The sequence below is a fragment of the Proteus sp. Marseille-Q3619 genome (genome assembly GCF_965283115.1).
Genome location: NZ_CBDIMP010000001.1, coordinates 1,558,845 through 1,577,795 on the forward strand (window position 1 = coordinate 1,558,845; position 18,951 = coordinate 1,577,795).

Here is an 18,951-nt window from a genome sequence, read left to right on the forward strand (position 1 = left end):
AATATAAAAACCAAAATAAATACACCTTTATTTAGATTTAATTTTTTCTATATTTAGAGGTCAATCACTTTATTTAAAACAAAAATAAATATTCAATTTACTTATTTTAAATACTATTCACCTTTTTAACACCGTTATAATCACCTAGTGTTTTAAAATTAAACGATGACAAAAGTGAAATTAACTTTATAAATTTACATTAAGTGAAAATAAAGATAAATTTTAAATACAATTAATAAAAAATAAAATTCTAATACTTTAAATAAAATAAAAAACGCCTAATAGAAGGCGTTTAAAATTTAACTTAAATAAAAATTTAATTAGAAAGAAATAGGATAAGCCATAATAATCGCATCTTCATTCCCCGTCTTTGTTGGGTAATAGTTTTTCCGTTTCGAAACGAAATTAAATCCTATAGATTCATAGAGATTGAACGCTTTTTCATTAGATTCTCGCACCTCTAACCACAAGGTAGTGATGTTTTTTTTCTCAAGTTTTTCAATTAGTTCTAGTAAAAGCGCTTTACCATAACCTTTTCCTTGATAATCAGGATGGATTGCAATATTAAAAAGTGTTGCCTCATCTAATATTAATTGCGTAATTGCGAAACCTACAATAATATTATCAATGCAAATTTTCAGATTAAAATAATGACTTCCTTGGTTACTATAAAATGTTTCTTCACTCCAAGGGAATGAGTGACTTAATTTTTCAATTTGCCATGCTAAAGGTAAATCAGCAGGGTTTAAGAGTGAAATGGTCTTCATATTGATAGATTTGTTTCCAAAGATCGCGTTTTGCATCAGCATCAAAATATAACTGATGTAATGAAGGGCTTCTCAGAGAAGTATATTCAGAGGGAAGTATGAGATCAGTGCCTAATAACCAGCAGGGAAGATCAAATGATTCTGTGAGCATGCTCACATCATCTGTTGTAATACAATAGATTTCGTTTTTATCTATCCCCATGGCGCTAAAAATATCAGAGAAAAGCCCGTTATTTAGATCAACGGTATCATCAGTAATGATAAGTAAACGTGTTGTATCCGGAAATTGAACAGAATGCTCGCCTTTTAACACAGCAGGCTTACGAAGTACCCACTGACGAATTCCAAGTTGGGATAACATTCTGTCTTTACGGCTCATTATGCTTACCTATCAAGTGTAGAACAACGGTACATAGTATCAGAGGGCATAAACTACGCCAATAAATAGCGTTGGTTTCTTTATATCTGATATCATGCGTCTCATGTTTTTTAAGGAGTAACAATCATAATGTCCTCACTGTCCCCTGCTAGCGAAGTTATTCTTCGTCACCTAGATCATTTCGCAGACAGGCATGTACTTATTGCAGGTGATCTTCAAGATACTTTCGCGGCGCAAATTCAGGCGAAAAGTGTCAGAGCATATACCAACCAATATCACCAGTGGCTACCATTACTAAAATCAATGGGTGATAACGTACTCTTTGGTTTAGTTGCTGATCAATCCTTTGTGAAATATTGCAATACCTTGATCTATTTTTGGCCTAAAAATAAAAACGAAGCCACTTTCCAACTGCGTAGCCTTTGCTCTAACTTACAAGTGGGTACTGAAATCTTTATCGTCGGTGAAAACCGTAGCGGTGTTAAAAGTGCCACAGAATTAATGAACGGCATCGCTAAACTAAAAAAAATAGATTCAGCACGCCGTTGTAGCTTATTTTTTGGTACTCAAACATATCAAACACTGTTTGACCGTAATAACTGGTGGCAAACTTATCGCCATGACGATCTTACTGTAATGGCATTACCGGGTGTATTTAGCCAAAATGCATTAGATGAGGGTAGCCGTTTATTACTATCAACTTTTGATGATGCGATGGTTGGAGATTTACTGGATATGGCATGTGGTTGTGGTGTTCTTGCTACTGTACTTGGCAAGAAAAACCCAATGTTGAAACTGACACTGTGTGATGTGAATGCTGCGGCAATTTCTTCTAGTATCGCTACCTTAAACGTGAATGAATTAGAAGGTCGAGTGATTGCGAGTAATGTCTATTCAGCAGTTGAAGAGACTTATGATTGGATAATCTCAAACCCACCTTTCCATGATGGTTTAGGTACAAGCTATGAAGCAGCTGAAGATATTATTCGCCTTGCACCAAATTATCTAAAAAGAGGCGGTAAATTACGCATTGTGGCAAATTCATTTATCCCTTATCCAGATATACTGGATCATGTATTTGGCTCTCATGAAGTGCTTGCATCAACAGGTAAATTCAAAGTTTACCAAGCAACCAAGAAAGACTAATCACAATCCCTGTTATAAAGACCCCCCAGTAATTGATTTTCCAACTACTGGGGGTCTTCAGTTTACGTCTGAAAACAATCATCTAATAACAAATCCTTTCATTTTCAAGCGCAAGTTATCATTTTTTTGAGCCAATAACCTGACCACTTTTATTTAGGTAAATGGTCTCACCGTTACTGCCTGTACGGGCTGAGCCAACAACTTGACCCGTTTTATCTTGGAAGATTTCTGCATATACATTACTTGATATCATCACAGATAAAATAACAATCAACATATTGATTTTTCATAAAAAACCTCATAAACGTATTGCGAAATTGGTTTTTGTAATGATTATTAATCTTAGCTCTAAAAAAAATATAGTCGATCCATTTTATGTATTTCTCTCGCTGTTTTATTTTTCATCACCAAGATAATTTATTGATAAAAAATAATTGACGCCAAAAATAAAAAGCATAAAATTCGCCACCTATCTGCACAGATGATGTTGATATTGCGAGAGTGGCGGAATTGGTAGACGCGCTAGCTTCAGGTGTTAGTGTCCTTACGGACGTGGGGGTTCAAGTCCCCCCTTTCGCACCAAACAATTTGTAGAGCAAAAATGATTGAGTAAAACTGCGAGGATGGCGGAATTGGTAGACGCGCTAGCTTCAGGTGTTAGTGTTCTTACGGACGTGGGGGTTCAAGTCCCCCTCTTCGCACCACTCAATTAGCCTTTATTTTTTCCTTGTAATAACACCCATTCGATTACACACCGAGTATTCTTTTCTCTATCCATGATACGCGACTAAAAGTGTCATCAAACTGTAGGTTAATACAACGCCTGCGGGGATCATTACCCACATTTGTAATTTTTTATGGAACAACATCAAGGTTGATAACAGCATTGAAACCACTAAAACCAGCGTAAAAGCGGATGTTCCTACAATAGAATGCGTGATCACTGTTAATAAAGAAGAAACCGCCAACATTTCCCATAAACTAATACGAGATGTCCAAGACGTAACTGGAGATAAGCGCGTTGATTTAGCCATAATAACCCACCATTAATGATAATGATTTTCATTATTATATATAACACCTATGCTAAATCAACTTATATAAAGAAAAAACTTACCTTATATCCTTATTTTTTAAATGGTTATGTGTATTCTTTAGTCTCAGGCATAAAAAATGCCTTATCATTTTCACGATAAAGCATTTCATTTTATTATGTTGTTACCATAGTCAATAAACAAAATTAAGCGTTATTTGGCTCGATGAAATGAAAGACTAAATGAATATCCTCAGGCTCTCTTTCATAAAGCTCAGGATCAGGAATATCAATTAAACGACACCCTAAATGCTGATAAAAATTCACGCTATTTTCAGAAGGTGTTGATGAGATATATAATCCACCAGCCCCTTTTTTCTTCGCATATTCCACACAATAATCAAATAATATTCGTGCTAAACCTTGCCCACGTTGCTGGTGGCTAACATGTAAAAAAGAGAGTTGAAGTAAAGTGCCATTTTGACCCCGTTTTTGTGGATCAACACTTGCCGCCGCGACCAACTGATCTAGTTTAAAAACACCCCAAAAAGGCGCTCCTCGATCAAAACTTTCAAGTAAAACAGGTGTGTAATGTTCTGCTTCACCTTCTGGCCAACCTTTCATATCAAAGCGTTGCTCTGATAAAAGCAATATTCCTTCTTTTAAGACATATAGCTTTTCAATAAGCTCGGTTCTATCAATTGCCCATACTTGTGGAATTTCATTTCGTGTTAATTGACGAATAATGTATTTCATTATTAAACCTGTTCTGATGATGATTCACTTCGTTCTAGTACGTGATAAGCCACAGCACAGAACAAGGAATTCAACCGTTTCATATCACCGAGCAAACTGGTGTGCAGTGAACTGGTTTCAATGCTTTGCATATTATGCAAATGAAGACGTTCTACATGAGCAAACGAGTAACGCTGGTTGAGTAAACGGAAACGATGTTTTGCTCGACGTAATTTACGAGCATGTTCCATGTTGCCGGAAACAAATACCGACATCGCCAGATTCAGATTACTTTGCAGACGCTCAAGGAGTGTCTGTAATTCACGACGTCCTTCCTCCGATAAAAACAAGTGGTGATTTAAACCTTTGCTAACCACTTCAGCCGACATACGCGCAATAATAGCGGATGATTGTTGTAAATTCATCGCTGTATCAATAATTTCAGCCCAACGTCGAGAATCTTCAGTTCCTAGATCATGCTGTTGAATTTGTGCCATATACAATTTAATGCTGCTGTGGAGTAATTCTACCTCTTCTTCTAACTGGCTAATTTCCCTTTTTTGCTGACGATCGCCTTCCATTAACGCAGTAAAACGTTGCAACATTTGTTCTATAACATCACCTAATCGTAGTGATTCTCTAACCGCATTAGCAATTGCCAATGAAGGCGTATCAATAGCGGATTGATCTAAATAACGCGGTGCCATTTCAGATCCCGTGGTCGGTAATTCAGGAATGAGTCGCTGACATAATTTCGCCATTATGCCGACAAAAGGGATCATCAAAATACAGCGAGCAAGATTATAAATAACATGAAAATAGATAACGACTTCAGCCGGTGAAAAGCCATATTTTTGTATTTCAGAAGCAAGATACGTTATCCATGGTAAAACAATCAATGCGCCAATCAGTTTAAAAAATAAGCTTCCCAACACAACTTGTCGAGAAGCAACGCTTTGTCCCCGACTACTTATTAATGCAAGCAACCCACTACCAATATTTGAGCCAATTACAATGGAAAGGCTGATATACAATGGCATTAATCCTGTTGCACTTAATGTCGCAGTTAACAACACTGCCGCAAGGCTCGAGTAACTCACCATTGCAAAGAGTGCCCCCACCAATAACGCTAAAATAGTATCGCCACTGAGAGAGGTAAAAATAGCTTGGACTGCACTTGCGTGCATAATAGGTTCTGCCGATGCCACAATGAGTTGTAAAGCCAACAAAATCAAACCAAGACCAATACCCACACGTCCTAGTTGTCCTACTCGCTCCTTTTTACGACTTAAAAAAGTAATAACACCGATAAGGATAAGGAGTGGCGATAACCAAGAGAGATCAAACGTCAGCACACGCGCCATTAACGCAGTACCCACATCCGCGCCTAGCATAATAACAAGTGCTGGTGTAATCGAAATCAGTCCTTGCGTCACAAAAGAGATAACCAAAAGTGCCGTCGCATTACTGCTTTGGACTAATGCCGTTACGCCCACACCCGCAAGAAAGGCGTTGGATTTTTTATTAATACTTTTACCTAAAATTCGGCGTAAATCAGAGCCAAAAACACGCATAATGCCTGTACGAACAATATGTGTTCCCCAGACAAGAAGCGCGACAGATGAGAGTAAATGAAGCAGTGTCAGCATAGAAAAAATAACCTTATTCTTATCGTTGTTTGTTTGACTCTGTTCTCCTTCAATCTCATAAAAAAGAGAAAGACCATGAGCAGATAACGCTCTGAGAAAAGATATTTGCTGGTAATGTCTAAATAACACATTGGGTTATTTAGACAAAAAGATATTGCAACTTAAGTGCAATAATCAATGGAGAAGTTGAGAATATTATATGGATTAATGTGTGAATACTGCTAATTATAGCAGAGAAAGTGTCACTTTCAAAATCAGACTGTAAATAACCTATTGATTTATTATCACTTTATTTTTAGCAGACTCAAATCCTAATAAAAAAACGCGACCAGAGGGTATCTCTCTAAGCCGCGCGAAAATACAACAATTTAGTAAGGCAATTCGACTACAAGTTCAGACAGACTATAAATTCAACTTGAACTTACTTCAGACCCATCGCATCACGCATTGTGAAAAACAAATCTGTTTGGTCAGTTAACCCAACCACATTAGCCGCATGTGGACCATAAGCGGCAACCCGTAATTGTGCTCCTGTATGCTCTTGAGACTCTTCTTCTGAGTTACCGTAATTCACCACCATAACCGCACCATCTTTAGTGATAAGTGCCTGTGTTAACCCACTGGATTTCACATCAGCTTCAATAATTTGGCTTGAATGCGCATGATCAGCAGTCACGATAATCAGAGTGTCGCCGTTTTGTTTAGCAAAATCTAAACCGATTTGTACGGCTTCATCTAGTGCAACAGTTTCACCAATTTGTCCGCAAGGATTCGCATTATGATCTTGCTTATCGATAGAAGCACTTTCGACTTGTAAGAAGAAGCCATTTTCATTGGTTTTCAGCAAATCGATCGCTTTTTTGGTCATTTGTGCCAGTGTTGGCGCATTCGGATCAAGTTTAGCGTTAGGTTTGCACTCTAAAGGTGGGTTATTTAAATTACCGTGGTAAGTCGCTTTAGGGCCTTCCCATGCCACTGCCATATTGCCTTCATGGAATAAACCTAGTACAGGCTTATCTTGGTTCGCAAGCGTAATCGCATCGAGTGATTTGGCATCTTTCACGATTTGATAACCACGCTCAATGGCTTGTTGCTCTAACGTTTTGCCTTTGTATTCACCCGCCACTGCGGTTTGAGCAAAACTTTTTGCTCCACCACCTAATGTGACATCAGCGCGAGTCACTAATAATTGCTCAGAGATAGAACCTCTACCGCCATTTTCCAATGCGTTTGTTGAGCATTTCTCTAAGGTTTCAACAGGGCCATAGCATTTGCGTCCTGTTACATGCGAGAACAGAGCCGCAGGTGTTGCATCTTGAATTTCAGAGGTTGTCACGTTCCCTGTCGCCTTTCCATTGGCTTTTGCTAATTCCAAAATAGTTTGGTGATCCTTACCAAACACATCAATCCCTAATGCACCATTATAGGTTTTCACACCCGAAGCCCATGCTGTCGCAGAAGCGGCAGAGTCTGTTACATAATTAGGTTTTTGGGTTTTTCTGTCTAAAGCGTAGTGTGTGTATTGACCCGTAATAGGTAAGGCATCGATACCTTTAAAGAAACCACCCGCACCTTCGGCATAGTTACGAGCAACGGTGATTTCAGAATCCCCCATACCATCACCAATAAAGAGGATTACATTTTTCGCTTGGTTATTATTTAAAGCTGCTTTTAATGTCTCAGTTTGATCTTGAGTCATACGGCGAGCACCGCCAAATTCCGTGATATTACCTTTTGCTGCACGATCTTGAGCTAAAATGGCATCAGCAGCAACGGGAGCAGCAAAAGAAGAGAAACTCGCGCCAGCTAATAGCGTTGTTACAATAACGGATAAAATAGAACGTTGGTAACGATGAGACATAGCTTTTTCCTTGCACTCTAAAGTAAAAAAACAGGGTTAATGTTTTAAGTCAGGAAAAGCTTACGGCAGTTAAATGACAGAGAAATGAAGAGTAAACGCGATTTTGATGACAGCTTTATGACAGGTTGGTGACAAATCAGAAGCTTATGCCGTTTATCATCACTCATAAGCTTCTGTCATTATCAATATTAATGTTCTTTAGTTAATGCTTTCGCACCGAGATATAGCGTTTCACACCAAGAGATATAATCATGCCCACTTGCCATTTCTAGCGATTGAACTGGGTAACCTTTTTGTTCTAAAACCAGTTTAAGATGGCGATTATTATTTAAAATCCCCCCTTTATCACCACGGTTTTCAAATAACCCAGCCTCTAAGAAAAACTGTAATGGTTTTTTATCTGCTTGCTCAAATTGTCGAATAAGCCATTCAGGCTCTTCATTTTCAGGCGCCCACCAATAAGAGCCTGACATACTCAGCACTTTACCAAAGCGATCAGGACGATTAAATGCCACCCATGAAGACGCTAATCCTCCATAACTCGAACCCGCCACAATGGTTTCTTCTCCTGATACGTGAATACCTTTCTCTTTTTCTAACCAAACAAAGAGTTCATCTGCCAAGAAACGGTAAAAATCAGGATTTGGTGGTAACTCAACACTACGACGATCACTATCAATACTATCAACAAATAAGATCATCATCGGTGCCAATTTCCCTTCTTCGATCTGTTTATCAAAAAACCGATCAATACCATATTGGCGACGATAAGTTTGACCATCAAATAACACTAAGAGTCGAGGTACTTCCATTTTTTTAGCAGGCTGGTAAAGCGCTATTTCACGATCGTTATTTAAGATCTGACTGTGAAAACGCACAATTTCTGTGTTGCCTTTCATTTTTCTATCAAGAATATCAGGCAATTGGCATTCACGTTGACTATCTAACGATAATAAAGAAAAGTGATTATAAATATCCTCAGATTTGCTTGGTGAATCTTGAGAATTCAGCGGATCTGCCTGTGCTGTGGTTAAAATAGCGCGACGCTGTTCGAATGGCTCTGCATTTTCAATGATAGGCACATCAGGTGCTAATTTATATTGCATTAATGTATCGTTAGGTACGATATAGCTACGATACCAAATATCACTATTGGCTAAATGGGTTAATGGATCATGATTACCATCGGGTGATCCCAATAAATAGACATTCTTTTTTGCACCTTGCCATAAAAAAGTCACTAACTTTTTATCCTTATCATAAGGCTCAATAAGGGGTGCACCTTCGTGACGTACTTGTTGCCAAAATGCCTGAATATTTTGTTGATTCAATTGATGAGCAAGTATTTGTAAACGAGGGCTAATAGGTGCAATTCCCGCATCTTTATCTAAAGGCTGATAAGGCTGTGTTATCAGTGTGAATTGCCACGGTTTTCCCACCTCACCTTGTGCAATTAATTGATAACTCGTAGTTTCAGGTAATAAAAAGCGTACTTTTTGTTGCCCATCCGCAGGAACATCTTTTAATAAGCTACGGATATGTGTGCCATTTTGGGTTTCTAATCGTAGATTTTGTACCCCTTTCACATTCAGTTCGGCATAACGTTGACTCTCTAAATACGTGGTAAAACACAGCGCATTGTTGTTATCAAACTGACCTGTTATTTCTTTGCCTTCAGTTACGGTTAAGCAATTGGAAAAACTAGGGAAAGATGCCATTAATGCACATATCATCAGAGGAATTCTCACTTTATTATTCTCGTTATAAACTATTGTGAGAAACAATAGTAATGATAATTGTTATCAATTCAATAAAAATTAAGTGTGTACAAATTTATAATAAATTTGATACCCCAGCGAAAAATAATAAAATAATCATTATCACTCCCTATGTGATAGCAAGATAAAGTCAATAATTATAGGAGTTCGCTATTTATGTCTATCTTGCATATGAATAGCAATTAAATGAAGGTAATTATTATGTCTATAACGATGTCGCAAAAACTAGCTCGAGAAGGACTTGGTAATCCAGAATTATTTCAAGGTGGTGTTTATATTACAAAAAATGGTCAAGCGGAGCTTTTTGTACAAACAGCCGAAGAAAGACAACTGGAGTTACAAGAAAGAGAAAAAGAGCGTCAATCAAATGCTCTATTGAAATTGGTAATGATAGCGAAAGAAGATATAGCAAATGAGCAAATTATGTCTCCTGAAGATGTCAAAAGAAAACTACGTGGATCTCGAACTTAATATTAGAGGTGCTTTTGAAAAAAACTGTAAACATTAGAGTATCAGAGACGGCTCTATGGTCATTAAAAGATGCGGAATCATTTAAACTCAGTTGCACCAATAACAGTGAAACCGCTGCTGTATTTATAGATCAACTTTTTGACTCAGCTATTGATGCTATTTCTCAAGATCCTACCCGTTATCGTTATAATGCAATGTTGGCAGATAAAGGGATCGCTATTCGTGAACATATTGATGTAAACAGTCAGTTTCGTTGTTTATATGAATTCAATGAAGAAAATAATACGGTCAATATATTACTTTTTATAAGTAAAAAACAAGATATTGAAGGAATGCTTTATCGTTGTTTAATAGTGAAAAAATGATGAAAAATGATAAAAATCTCCTCAATCATTTTTGTTATTGAGGAGACTTTCTTTCTAAGTTAATTAACGTTAAAACGCTCCCATCAACGCTCTTCTAGCGGATAGCTGCGGAAACTCCATAATCCTAGCGCTTTTAAACCGTCACGATAAATGCCCTGTATATCTGATTTGCTGGCTTTTTGTAATTCAGCTAATGGCTTATCAGGAGCTACAACCGTTAAGTAAGAAATGTCACTTGGGCCACTTTGCCAACTTGCGATAGTGAAAATAGCATCAGCACGACGAACATGGCTACCAGAGCTAATAATTACGGCCGTTTTAATACGATGTTTGGTTAAAGCATAACGGCTAAATAATGCATTTTCGACAGTTGTACGCGCATAGTTCTCTTGGAAAATACGTTCTGGTGCAATCCCATTTTTCACCAGCCAATCTGCCATTAACTTACCTTCAGTTTGGTGCGCTTTAGGTACACCTCCTGTCACAACAATCATTGCTTCTGGCAATTGCTTAGCTACTTCTAAAGTTTTATTTAAGCGCTCAATTAAAATCTTATTCATAGTGCCATCAGGATTTAACGCATAACCCAATGTCACAATCGCATTATTATCTTTGGTTTTTTTCAGTTTCGCTAAATCAGCAGGCGTTAATTTATCGCTTAACGGCATTTTGCTAACGCGATCAATTTGTGCAAAGAAACGACTAATTTCTTCTGCTTTTGCTGGATTTAATGATTTCAATTTATTGAAATACGCTTCACTCTCTTTATCTTTACCTTCAAAACGAGTCCATGAAGTAACATAAATTAGCGCATCAATATCATCAGGAGCCGCTTCTAAAATCTGTTTATAAATCGTAATTGCGCGAGAAACATCATTGTTATAGATATAAGCACTAGCGGTACTAAATAATAAATCGAGGCGATAAGGCTCTAACTTATAAGCTTGTTGCAGTTTTTGCGCCACAATTTCCATATTTGATGGCAGTTTTCCCGTAAAGCCAGCATCAGAGACACGCGCTGGTGACTTAAAAGCATCTAATGCATCTTGGATCAAACTATCAACCGTTTGGCGCTGAGAGACATACTGTTGATAGCTATTATCTGGTTGATGAACTTTTTGGTAAGCCAATGCATTTGATGAGACGGTAAAACCTAAAGCAGCGATCGCCAACGAAATGACTGTTTTCTTGATATGAAGTGAAACACGGGAAGGTTGCGCCATTATCTTGTCCTTTTACGAAAAATAGTCTGCTTCTTCACCTGAGCGAATGAAGATAGAGAGTGTGACTCCCCACACCTAATGGCAAAAGAAATACACACTGATAAATCTATACCTGCTATCTATAATAGAGATCCCTGCATTAATTTTCAGTAATCTTTTTCACCTTATTGAAAAAAATAGCATTATTACGTAGATAGCTTATTTGACAGATTTTTTTATGTATTTTTATCTTTTGGTAAGTGATTTTGTTCTGATAGGTCATCAGTGATAAAGAATACAAACGATCTATTCTTTAGAGGGAAGAGAGAAGTTTAAAATTGAGTAATTATTTTTTATTCTTCAATTTAAAAACGCCACTAATGGCGTTTTTAATCTTTATACTATTCAATATGCTTTGATTGCATCATCAATAATTCTCTCACTAATTCAACGCAACTTAAGAAGCGTTCGTCATAATCAGGGGAATTAACTTTAATATATTCAATATTATTTTTATCGAGCATTTCCATCAGTAAGGTTTGGAAATAACGTCTCTCTTTATCACTGCCTAAACTACGCAAGCCATCTGCTACCCACGGCGTATTGTTTTCTAGCAAGATAACCAAATCAAAACGGTATTCATCAATCAGCGCTTGAACAAAGGGATGCTCTTTACCTTCATAACGTAAACAAAATGCTTGTGTGGTGACAAAATCCGTATCAACAAACGCCACTTTATTTGCATATTTAACAGCAAAATCAATATATTGAGCATGTCCTAATGCAATTTTATCGTAGTCGGAATATTGTAAGGCCATTTCATCCCCACCAAGGTGAGAAAACACATAATCACGACCATATTCCCATGCGCTGGTTGTATTGAAAATATTGGCAAGCTTATTCACTAACGTGGATTTTCCGCTGGATTCACCTCCTAAAATCGCTACTGTGCGCACAAAGAAGGGTTTTACTTCCGTTGGAATATATTCCCAATATTTAAATGGTGCTTGGCGAATTTGACTGCCACTGATATTCATAAATGAACGTTCAGGATCAATCAAAACCGTTTCAATCCCCAAGAAAGCATTATATTGATCCGCATCTTCTCGTTCGCTGGTATAGATAAAATCAGGGGTTATCTGCTTTTCTCGCAAAAACATTTTGATCCCTTCACTCCACATTTCCCAGCCATGGGGTTGTGGCTCTATACCGTGCTCGTCAAACTCATGAATACGAATATTTTTTTGATATTTAAAGGTTTGTAATAACCAACGCAATCTATCACTCACCGTTGGCTGTTGTGACATTGCACTGTTGATAAATAGATTTTTATCACGAGGCTCGTCATGACATAAAATGACATGTAATTCATCCACTTGGCTGCAAGCACGTTGAATTAAATAAATATGCCCCGTATGAAGCGGATAAAACTTACCAAAAATAACACCAATTGTTTTCTTTTTTACGGGATATTCTAACCCTAAAAATTGGTGTAAAGCCGACATCTTTTGAGCGCTGGGACTTTTGATTTTATTATTAATCAATTGGCTAAGATAGCCTTTTGTCATATCACTTTCATCAGCAACTTGTTGTAAAGTATAACCATTTTTTCTGATAGCCTGTTTGATATAATCAAAAGGTCCCATATTTCACTCCTTTAGAAGTCTTCTAAATCATCGAGGACAGATAACGCATCTGACAGCTTTTTCACACCATACACTTTCATATCAGGGGGATTTTTTTTCGGCATATTCGCACTAGGTACAATCGCTCGTTTAAATCCATGTTTTGCTGCTTCTGCAATACGCTCTTGCCCGCTAGGGACTGGTCGAATTTCACCTGCAAGTCCGACTTCGCCAAATATCACTAAATCACGAGGTAAAGGACGATTACGAAAACTGGATACTAATGATAATAACAAGGCTAAATCTGCACTGGTTTCTGTGACTTTTACCCCACCAACCACATTGACAAAGACATCTTGATCAGACATCTGCAATCCACCATGACGATGTAATACAGCAAGCAAAATAGCTAATCTATTTTGCTCTAATCCCACTGCAACACGGCGAGGATTGGACAACATAGAGTGGTCAACTAAGGCTTGTATCTCCACCAGCAAAGGTCTTGTACCTTCCCACACGACCATGACAGAGCTACCTGATGTGATTTCATCACCTCGACTTAAAAAGATAGCAGATGGATTGCTCACTTCTCGTAATCCTTGCTCTGTCATCGCAAAAACGCCTAACTCATTAACGGCGCCGAAACGGTTTTTATGACTGCGTAAGGTACGAAAACGAGAATCCGTTTCACCATCTAGCATCACAGAACAGTCAATACAGTGTTCTAATACTTTAGGCCCTGCCAATGTGCCATCTTTTGTCACATGACCCACCATGATAATGGCAACATCATTGGTTTTAGCAAAACGAGTTAGATAAGCAGCGGTTTCTCGCACTTGAGCAACACTACCCGGTGAAGATTGAATATCTGCCATATGCATCACTTGAATAGAGTCAATCACCATTAATTTAGGTTGTTCTTGTGAGGCAATTAAACAAATTTGCTCAATGCTAGTTTCTGACAACATATTTAGCTCTGCTGTCGGTAAACCTAATCGATGTGCACGCATAGCTACCTGTTGGAGTGACTCTTCACCTGTAACATATAGCGTTTTCATTTCCGTTGCTAAACGACACATGGTTTGTAGCAATAAGGTACTCTTACCCGCGCCCGGGCTTCCCCCGATTAAAATGGCACTTCCAGGGACTACACCACCACCTAATACGCGATCAAACTCTTTAAAGCCCGTTGAGAAACGCGGTAAGGCTTCAAGGCTAATTTCAGAGAGCTTTTGAACTCGGCTAACGCCTTTTGCATCACCCGCAAATCCACTAAAGCGCTCATTACGGGAAGAAGGGGCGGCAGCAAGGCGCACTTCTGTAATTGTATTCCACGCATGACAAGCAGAGCATTGCCCTTGCCAACGAGGATAATCTGCACCACATTCATTACATACAAAGGCTCTTTTTGCTGCTTTTGCCACACTTCTCTCCCAACAATAACAATTTTAGAAAAACGCGCTTAACGCTCTTCGTGTTTTAGACCACCACTTAAAACGCACAATACACCCATTAGGTCGGCGTGACGAATAGCGACTTTTGCTTGAGCATACACTTTAGGTTTTGCATGATAAGCAATACCAAGCCCTGCTTTTCTCAACATTTTAAGATCGTTTGCCCCATCACCAATGGCAATGGTTTGCTCCATTGGGATCTCTAAATCTTTCGCTAAACGCGCTAACACTTGTGCTTTGTACTTCGCATCAACAATCGTGCCTTTGACTTTACCTGTCAACTTGCCATCTTTAATTTCAAGATGATTAGCAACAGCAGACACTAAGCGTAATTTTTGTTTTAAATTATCCGCAAAATAAGTAAAGCCACCTGACGCAATAGCAATATGCCAATCCATCGCCTGAAGTTTACGCACTAAGCTGGTTAATCCTGGCATAAGAGGCAAATCATCCATCACTTTTTGCAAAATAGATGCATCCGCGCCTTTCAGTTCAGCAACACGCAACTTTAAGCTTTCACTAAAATCCATTTCCCCTTGCATGGCACGTTCTGTTATCTCTGCAACTTTATCGCCCACGCCAGCAAGTTTGGCTATTTCGTCAATACATTCAATTTGAATCGCCGTTGAATCCATATCCATCACTAAAAGTCCCGGAGAACGTAAGCGAGGAATTTCACCTAGAGGAACGACATCTAGGCCACATTCATCAGATAAACGGCGAATTCGACGAGTTAGACTACCTGCGATACGTACCACTTGGTAATCGTCAATGCGCCATGAAGAAACCACCACGATTGCCACGCCTAATTTATGTTGGAACTCACTTATTCTTTTCTTATCAAGTTCACGTCCATAAAGTAACCATCCGCTATCACCCGCACGATAATCCAGTGGCATCACTTCTTCACCACTAAGTGATAACGGCAGACCTGGCCATTTACGGATCTCATCCGGTAAATAGCAATAGGTCAGACTATTTGACATACTTATTCTCCTGTTTTTCCCCTGCCTGAACAAAATAATCGTTATTCAGCCTATTCTATCTCTGGCTCATCTGGCAACATGCACATACTTGCTTACGCAAAAGGATGAACATGCTTAAAGACAAACTAAAATTCAAACTCCAAAAAACGGCGATTATACTGATTTGTATCGCACTATTGGCATTTCTTATGCAAGGCGCGTCTTATTTTAGCCGTGCTAATCAGCATGCCCGTATTACTCAGTTTGAAGAGCTTGCAAAAACGCTGGCAGAACAAGTTGCGTTCTCTTTATCCACTTATATAGATGACAGTAGCAAAGATAACGTAAATCCCCTCATTATGGCTAATTTAAATCATCTAACTCATGATAGTCGGGTACTTGATGCCAGCCTTTATTTAGAAGATGGCACACAAATAGCGCATAGTGGTGAAAATGTCACGGTTAAAGAGCGATTAGCACTAGAAGGGCAAAAAAGTGGGGGCTCGTTTAATCACCAGCTTGTTGTGCCTGTGCCGGGTAAAGATAAACCCAAAGGATTTTTAAGGCTCACACTGGATACTCATCAGCTTGTCACTGAATCTAGCCAAGTGGATAACACCACGAATTTATTACGTGTGATGTTATTGGTCGCACTTGCCATTGGCTTTTTGCTTTCTCATAACCTTCTCCAATTGACACCTGTTCATTGGCAACAATCGCCGTATTTATTAACGGCCAATTTACCGCCTCGCACTGAAAAAGATGATATTGAAGAAAAAGAAAGTGAAGAAGAAGGAGAAGAAAATAATGTCAAAGAGAGAGATAACGACACCGAAAATAGCTCAAATAAAGCATAAACTCTTATCCGATTAAAAAATAAAAAGTGAGTTGAGTGATGAGCTGAACTCACTTTTTAGCCAATACAAACTAAATTTAGATATATCTAATTTATGCGTATTTTCGTGCTATTCCCTTAATCTTTAAAAGGGATTTGTTTAAAATCACAGTAAACCTTAGCCAATTCATTAATCTAAAAAGATAAGTTTTAAATCTTTTTCTGGCTCTTTGAGTGCTGAGGTGGTTATGACTGAACAATCTGTTATCCAACATTGTCAACAAATCGTAGAAAATCCAACCCTTTCTCCTGAACAAAAACGTCATTTTCTCGCGTTAGAAGCTGAAAATATGTTGCCTTATCCTTCATTGCCTAATGATGCGGCTAAAGCACTTGATGAACGGGTTATCTGCGATATGTATGAAGGTCATGCTCCTTATAAACCTCGTTATGTCTTACCAGATTATGCGAAGTTTTTAGCACAAGGCTCTCGCTATTTAGAACTTGAACCTGCGCAAGATTTTGATGATGCACTAAACATGCTGACAATCCTTTATCATCATGTTCCTTCTGTCACGTCTATGCCTGTTTATTTAGGACGCATTGATAAAATCTTATTACCTTATGTGGGTGAACTGACCGAAGAACAGCTTTACCCTAAATTAAAACGTTTCTGGCGTTATCTTGATAGAACACTGCCTGATGCATTTATGCATGCGAATATCGGCCCTGAAGACTCCATCATCACACGCTTAATTCTTAAAGTAGATGTCGAGCTTCAACAAGTCGCGCCTAATCTCACCTTTATTTATGATGCGAATTCGACGCCTTCTGACCTATTGCATCAAGCTATCACCAATATTTGCCATAGCAGTAAACCCCATATTGCCAACGGTATTTTACAAGATGCCGTATTTGGTAAAGATGAATACGGTATTGTGAGTTGTTATAACTCTTTACCTCAAAGTGGTGGTGGTAGCACTTTAGTACGGATTAACCTTAAAGAAGTTGCAAAACGTAGCCAAAGTAGCCACGATTTTCTTGAAAATGTCTTGCCATTTTATATGCAAAAACAAATCGAGATCATTGATGCCCGTTGCGAATTTCTCTATGAAAAATCCAATTTCTTTGAACAGAGTTTCTTAGTAGAAGAAGGTTTGATCTCACCTGATCGTTTTGCGCCAATGTTTGGTATTTACGGCATGGCAGAAGCTGTTGCGCTTTTACTTGAAAAAGAAGGCAAACAAGTCGCTTATGGCGATAACGAATCAGCAAATAAACTCAGCTATATTATCAGTGAAAAATTAGCACAATTTGTCGCGGATACCCCTGTGAAATATGGCTGGAAACAGCGTGCCATGCTACATGCACAATCTGGTATTAGCTCCGATATTGGCACCACTCCTGCAACGCGTATTCCTTATGGTACAGAGCCTGATCCTGTTACCCATTTAATGACCGTTGCGCCTCACCATCAGTTTTACACCTCCGGGATCAGCGATATTTTAACTGTTGATGAAACTATCAAACAAAACCCTGATGCATTAATGCAACTGTGTTTAGGTGCGTTTTCTTCAGGATTACGTGAATTTACAGCTAACGTCGGCGGTAATGATTTAGTGCGTGTTACAGGTTATATGGTGCGTTTATCTGATTTGAAAAAGTACAAAGAAGAAGGCTCTCGCCTAAATACCACTTGGTTAGGTGATGAAGCTACTGCAAATTGTCATATTACTGAACGTAAACCGCGTGTGATCAGCCATGAACAGCAGATGCGTTTCAATAAATAAGATACTGCCCTTCTCTTGTGTCGATGGCCCTGGCAATCGCCTAGCCATCTTCCTACAAGGGTGTAATCTGCGCTGTAAAAATTGCCACAATCCCTACACAATGGGGATCTGTGACAATTGTGGCGACTGTATTCCGACTTGCCCACAACAAGCACTTTCATTACAAAATGGTGTTATAAGTTGGAACAGTGCCAGTTGTGAACAATGCGACACCTGTATTCAGCAATGTCCCCGTCAATCAAGCCCGATGACATTAACTTATACAGTCGATGAATTAATAGCGATCACACGTAAATATGCTGCTTTTATTAATGGCATTACTGTCAGTGGCGGTGAATCGACATTACAACTTCCTTTTTTAATTAATTATTTTAAAACAGTCAAAGAAGCCCCCGATCTTAAACATCTCACCTGTTTAATCGACAGTAATGGCACACTTTCTATTAATGGTTGGCAAAAAATAGCCCCTTATATGGAGGGCGCAATGATCGATTTAAAAAGCTGGAATGAAAAGGTACATATTAATTTAACCGGTCGTAGTAATCAGCGTATTAAAGAATCAATCAAATGGTTAGCTAATAATAATTTACTTACAGAATTACGCCTTTTATATATCCCAGAAAAAACAGACTATTTAGAAAATATAGAATTGCTTTCCCAGTTTATTAATTCGCTTGGTGAATCAGTATTAGTCAGAATTAATGCTTTTCATCAACATGGTGTATATGGTGAAGCAAGTAAATGGATACCAGCACAAAAACAACATATTGATTTATTAAGTAAAGAACTAAATAAAAGACATATATTCAATATTAAAATCCCAGAAATATATTAATAATAAGAATCAATTAAAATCAAAAATAATTATTTAAAATTATAATAAATATAATTAGCAA

At 38.2% G+C, this 18,951-nt stretch carries 17 protein-coding genes and 2 tRNA genes; 8 read left to right on the plus strand and 11 right to left on the minus strand.

Annotated elements, in window-relative coordinates; translation table 11 throughout:
* Nucleotides 1–320: 320 nt before the first annotated feature.
* Together rimI and ACWPWK_RS07105 are read right to left on the minus strand one after the other, a co-directional pair.
* Entirely contained in the window at nucleotides 321–767 is a 447-nt protein-coding gene (rimI, locus tag ACWPWK_RS07100) for a ribosomal protein S18-alanine N-acetyltransferase (protein WP_109374374.1), read from the minus strand.
* The gene (locus ACWPWK_RS07105; RefSeq protein WP_072069009.1) at nucleotides 736–1,146 is read right to left on the minus strand and encodes a DNA polymerase III subunit psi; all 411 of its coding nucleotides are present in this window, start codon (nucleotides 1,144–1,146) and stop codon (nucleotides 736–738) included. Before ACWPWK_RS07105 ends, rimI begins: the two co-directional genes overlap by 32 nt.
* Nucleotides 1,147–1,275: 129 nt before the next feature.
* Between ACWPWK_RS07105 and rsmC the strand changes: the two genes are divergently transcribed.
* From rsmC to ACWPWK_RS07120, 3 genes are all read left to right on the plus strand, one after another.
* A complete protein-coding gene (gene rsmC / locus ACWPWK_RS07110; protein WP_109374375.1) occupies nucleotides 1,276–2,292 on the plus strand; it encodes a 16S rRNA (guanine(1207)-N(2))-methyltransferase RsmC in 1,017 nt (338 codons plus the stop codon).
* A gap of 495 nt (nucleotides 2,293–2,787) precedes the next feature.
* Nucleotides 2,788–2,874 (plus strand) — tRNA-Leu (locus tag ACWPWK_RS07115).
* Between the two features lie 35 nt (nucleotides 2,875–2,909).
* A tRNA-Leu gene (locus ACWPWK_RS07120) sits at nucleotides 2,910–2,996 on the plus strand.
* 66 nt (nucleotides 2,997–3,062) lie between these two features.
* Here the strand turns inward: ACWPWK_RS07120 and ACWPWK_RS07125 are convergent.
* The 5 genes from ACWPWK_RS07125 to ACWPWK_RS07145 all read right to left on the minus strand — a co-directional run bounded on the left by ACWPWK_RS07125 (nucleotide 3,063) and on the right by ACWPWK_RS07145 (nucleotide 9,318).
* Complete coding sequence (locus ACWPWK_RS07125; protein WP_109374376.1) at nucleotides 3,063–3,326, minus strand: DUF1435 family protein; 264 nt, start codon at nucleotides 3,324–3,326, stop codon at nucleotides 3,063–3,065.
* A 206-nt stretch (nucleotides 3,327–3,532) separates the two neighbouring features.
* The gene (locus ACWPWK_RS07130; RefSeq protein WP_109374377.1) at nucleotides 3,533–4,081 is read right to left on the minus strand and encodes a GNAT family N-acetyltransferase; all 549 of its coding nucleotides are present in this window, start codon (nucleotides 4,079–4,081) and stop codon (nucleotides 3,533–3,535) included.
* A gap of 2 nt (nucleotides 4,082–4,083) precedes the next feature.
* Nucleotides 4,084–5,709, minus strand: a complete 1,626-nt coding sequence (locus ACWPWK_RS07135) for a Na/Pi cotransporter family protein (RefSeq protein WP_109374378.1) — start codon at nucleotides 5,707–5,709, stop codon at nucleotides 4,084–4,086.
* 421 nt (nucleotides 5,710–6,130) lie between these two features.
* Nucleotides 6,131–7,570 carry an alkaline phosphatase gene (phoA, locus tag ACWPWK_RS07140; protein ID WP_109374379.1) on the minus strand — a complete coding sequence of 480 codons (1,440 nt, stop codon included), beginning with the start codon at nucleotides 7,568–7,570 and terminating at the stop codon, nucleotides 6,131–6,133.
* 188 nt (nucleotides 7,571–7,758) lie between these two features.
* Entirely contained in the window at nucleotides 7,759–9,318 is a 1,560-nt protein-coding gene (locus ACWPWK_RS07145) for an alpha/beta hydrolase-fold protein (protein ID WP_244185088.1), read from the minus strand.
* 231 nt (nucleotides 9,319–9,549) lie between these two features.
* On the opposite strand from ACWPWK_RS07145, the gene ACWPWK_RS07150 reads away from it, so the two are divergent.
* Nucleotides 9,550–9,819 carry a hypothetical protein gene (locus ACWPWK_RS07150; protein ID WP_109374381.1) on the plus strand — a complete coding sequence of 90 codons (270 nt, stop codon included), beginning with the start codon at nucleotides 9,550–9,552 and terminating at the stop codon, nucleotides 9,817–9,819.
* A 14-nt stretch (nucleotides 9,820–9,833) separates the two neighbouring features.
* Nucleotides 9,834–10,184 (plus strand): hypothetical protein, encoded by a 351-nt coding sequence (locus ACWPWK_RS07155; RefSeq protein ID WP_109374382.1) that lies wholly within the window; start codon nucleotides 9,834–9,836, stop codon nucleotides 10,182–10,184.
* Between the two features lie 83 nt (nucleotides 10,185–10,267).
* Here the strand turns inward: ACWPWK_RS07155 and ACWPWK_RS07160 are convergent, their stop codons facing one another.
* From ACWPWK_RS07160 to serB, 4 genes are all read right to left on the minus strand, one after another.
* Nucleotides 10,268–11,407 (minus strand): ElyC/SanA/YdcF family protein, encoded by a 1,140-nt coding sequence (locus ACWPWK_RS07160; protein WP_109374383.1) that lies wholly within the window; start codon nucleotides 11,405–11,407, stop codon nucleotides 10,268–10,270.
* A 380-nt stretch (nucleotides 11,408–11,787) separates the two neighbouring features.
* Nucleotides 11,788–13,032 carry a multifunctional transcriptional regulator/nicotinamide-nucleotide adenylyltransferase/ribosylnicotinamide kinase NadR gene (gene nadR, locus ACWPWK_RS07165; RefSeq protein WP_109374384.1) on the minus strand — a complete coding sequence of 415 codons (1,245 nt, stop codon included), beginning with the start codon at nucleotides 13,030–13,032 and terminating at the stop codon, nucleotides 11,788–11,790.
* 11 nt (nucleotides 13,033–13,043) lie between these two features.
* Complete coding sequence (gene radA / locus ACWPWK_RS07170; RefSeq protein ID WP_075672711.1) at nucleotides 13,044–14,435, minus strand: DNA repair protein RadA; 1,392 nt, start codon at nucleotides 14,433–14,435, stop codon at nucleotides 13,044–13,046.
* Nucleotides 14,436–14,473: 38 nt separating this feature from the next.
* Nucleotides 14,474–15,451 (minus strand): phosphoserine phosphatase, encoded by a 978-nt coding sequence (gene serB, locus ACWPWK_RS07175; protein WP_109374385.1) that lies wholly within the window; start codon nucleotides 15,449–15,451, stop codon nucleotides 14,474–14,476.
* A 110-nt stretch (nucleotides 15,452–15,561) separates the two neighbouring features.
* On the opposite strand from serB, the gene ACWPWK_RS07180 reads away from it, so the two are divergent.
* The 3 genes from ACWPWK_RS07180 to ACWPWK_RS07190 all read left to right on the plus strand — a co-directional run bounded on the left by ACWPWK_RS07180 (nucleotide 15,562) and on the right by ACWPWK_RS07190 (nucleotide 18,890).
* Nucleotides 15,562–16,287, plus strand: coding sequence for a YtjB family periplasmic protein (locus tag ACWPWK_RS07180; RefSeq protein ID WP_109374386.1), 726 nt, complete (start codon nucleotides 15,562–15,564; stop codon nucleotides 16,285–16,287).
* A gap of 226 nt (nucleotides 16,288–16,513) precedes the next feature.
* Entirely contained in the window at nucleotides 16,514–18,055 is a 1,542-nt protein-coding gene (locus tag ACWPWK_RS07185) for a YjjI family glycine radical enzyme (protein WP_109374387.1), read from the plus strand.
* Nucleotides 18,027–18,890, plus strand: a complete 864-nt coding sequence (locus ACWPWK_RS07190) for a YjjW family glycine radical enzyme activase (RefSeq protein WP_109374388.1) — start codon at nucleotides 18,027–18,029, stop codon at nucleotides 18,888–18,890. The genes ACWPWK_RS07185 and ACWPWK_RS07190 overlap by 29 nt, the downstream gene beginning before the upstream one ends.
* The last annotated feature ends 61 nt before the right edge of the window (nucleotides 18,891–18,951 follow it).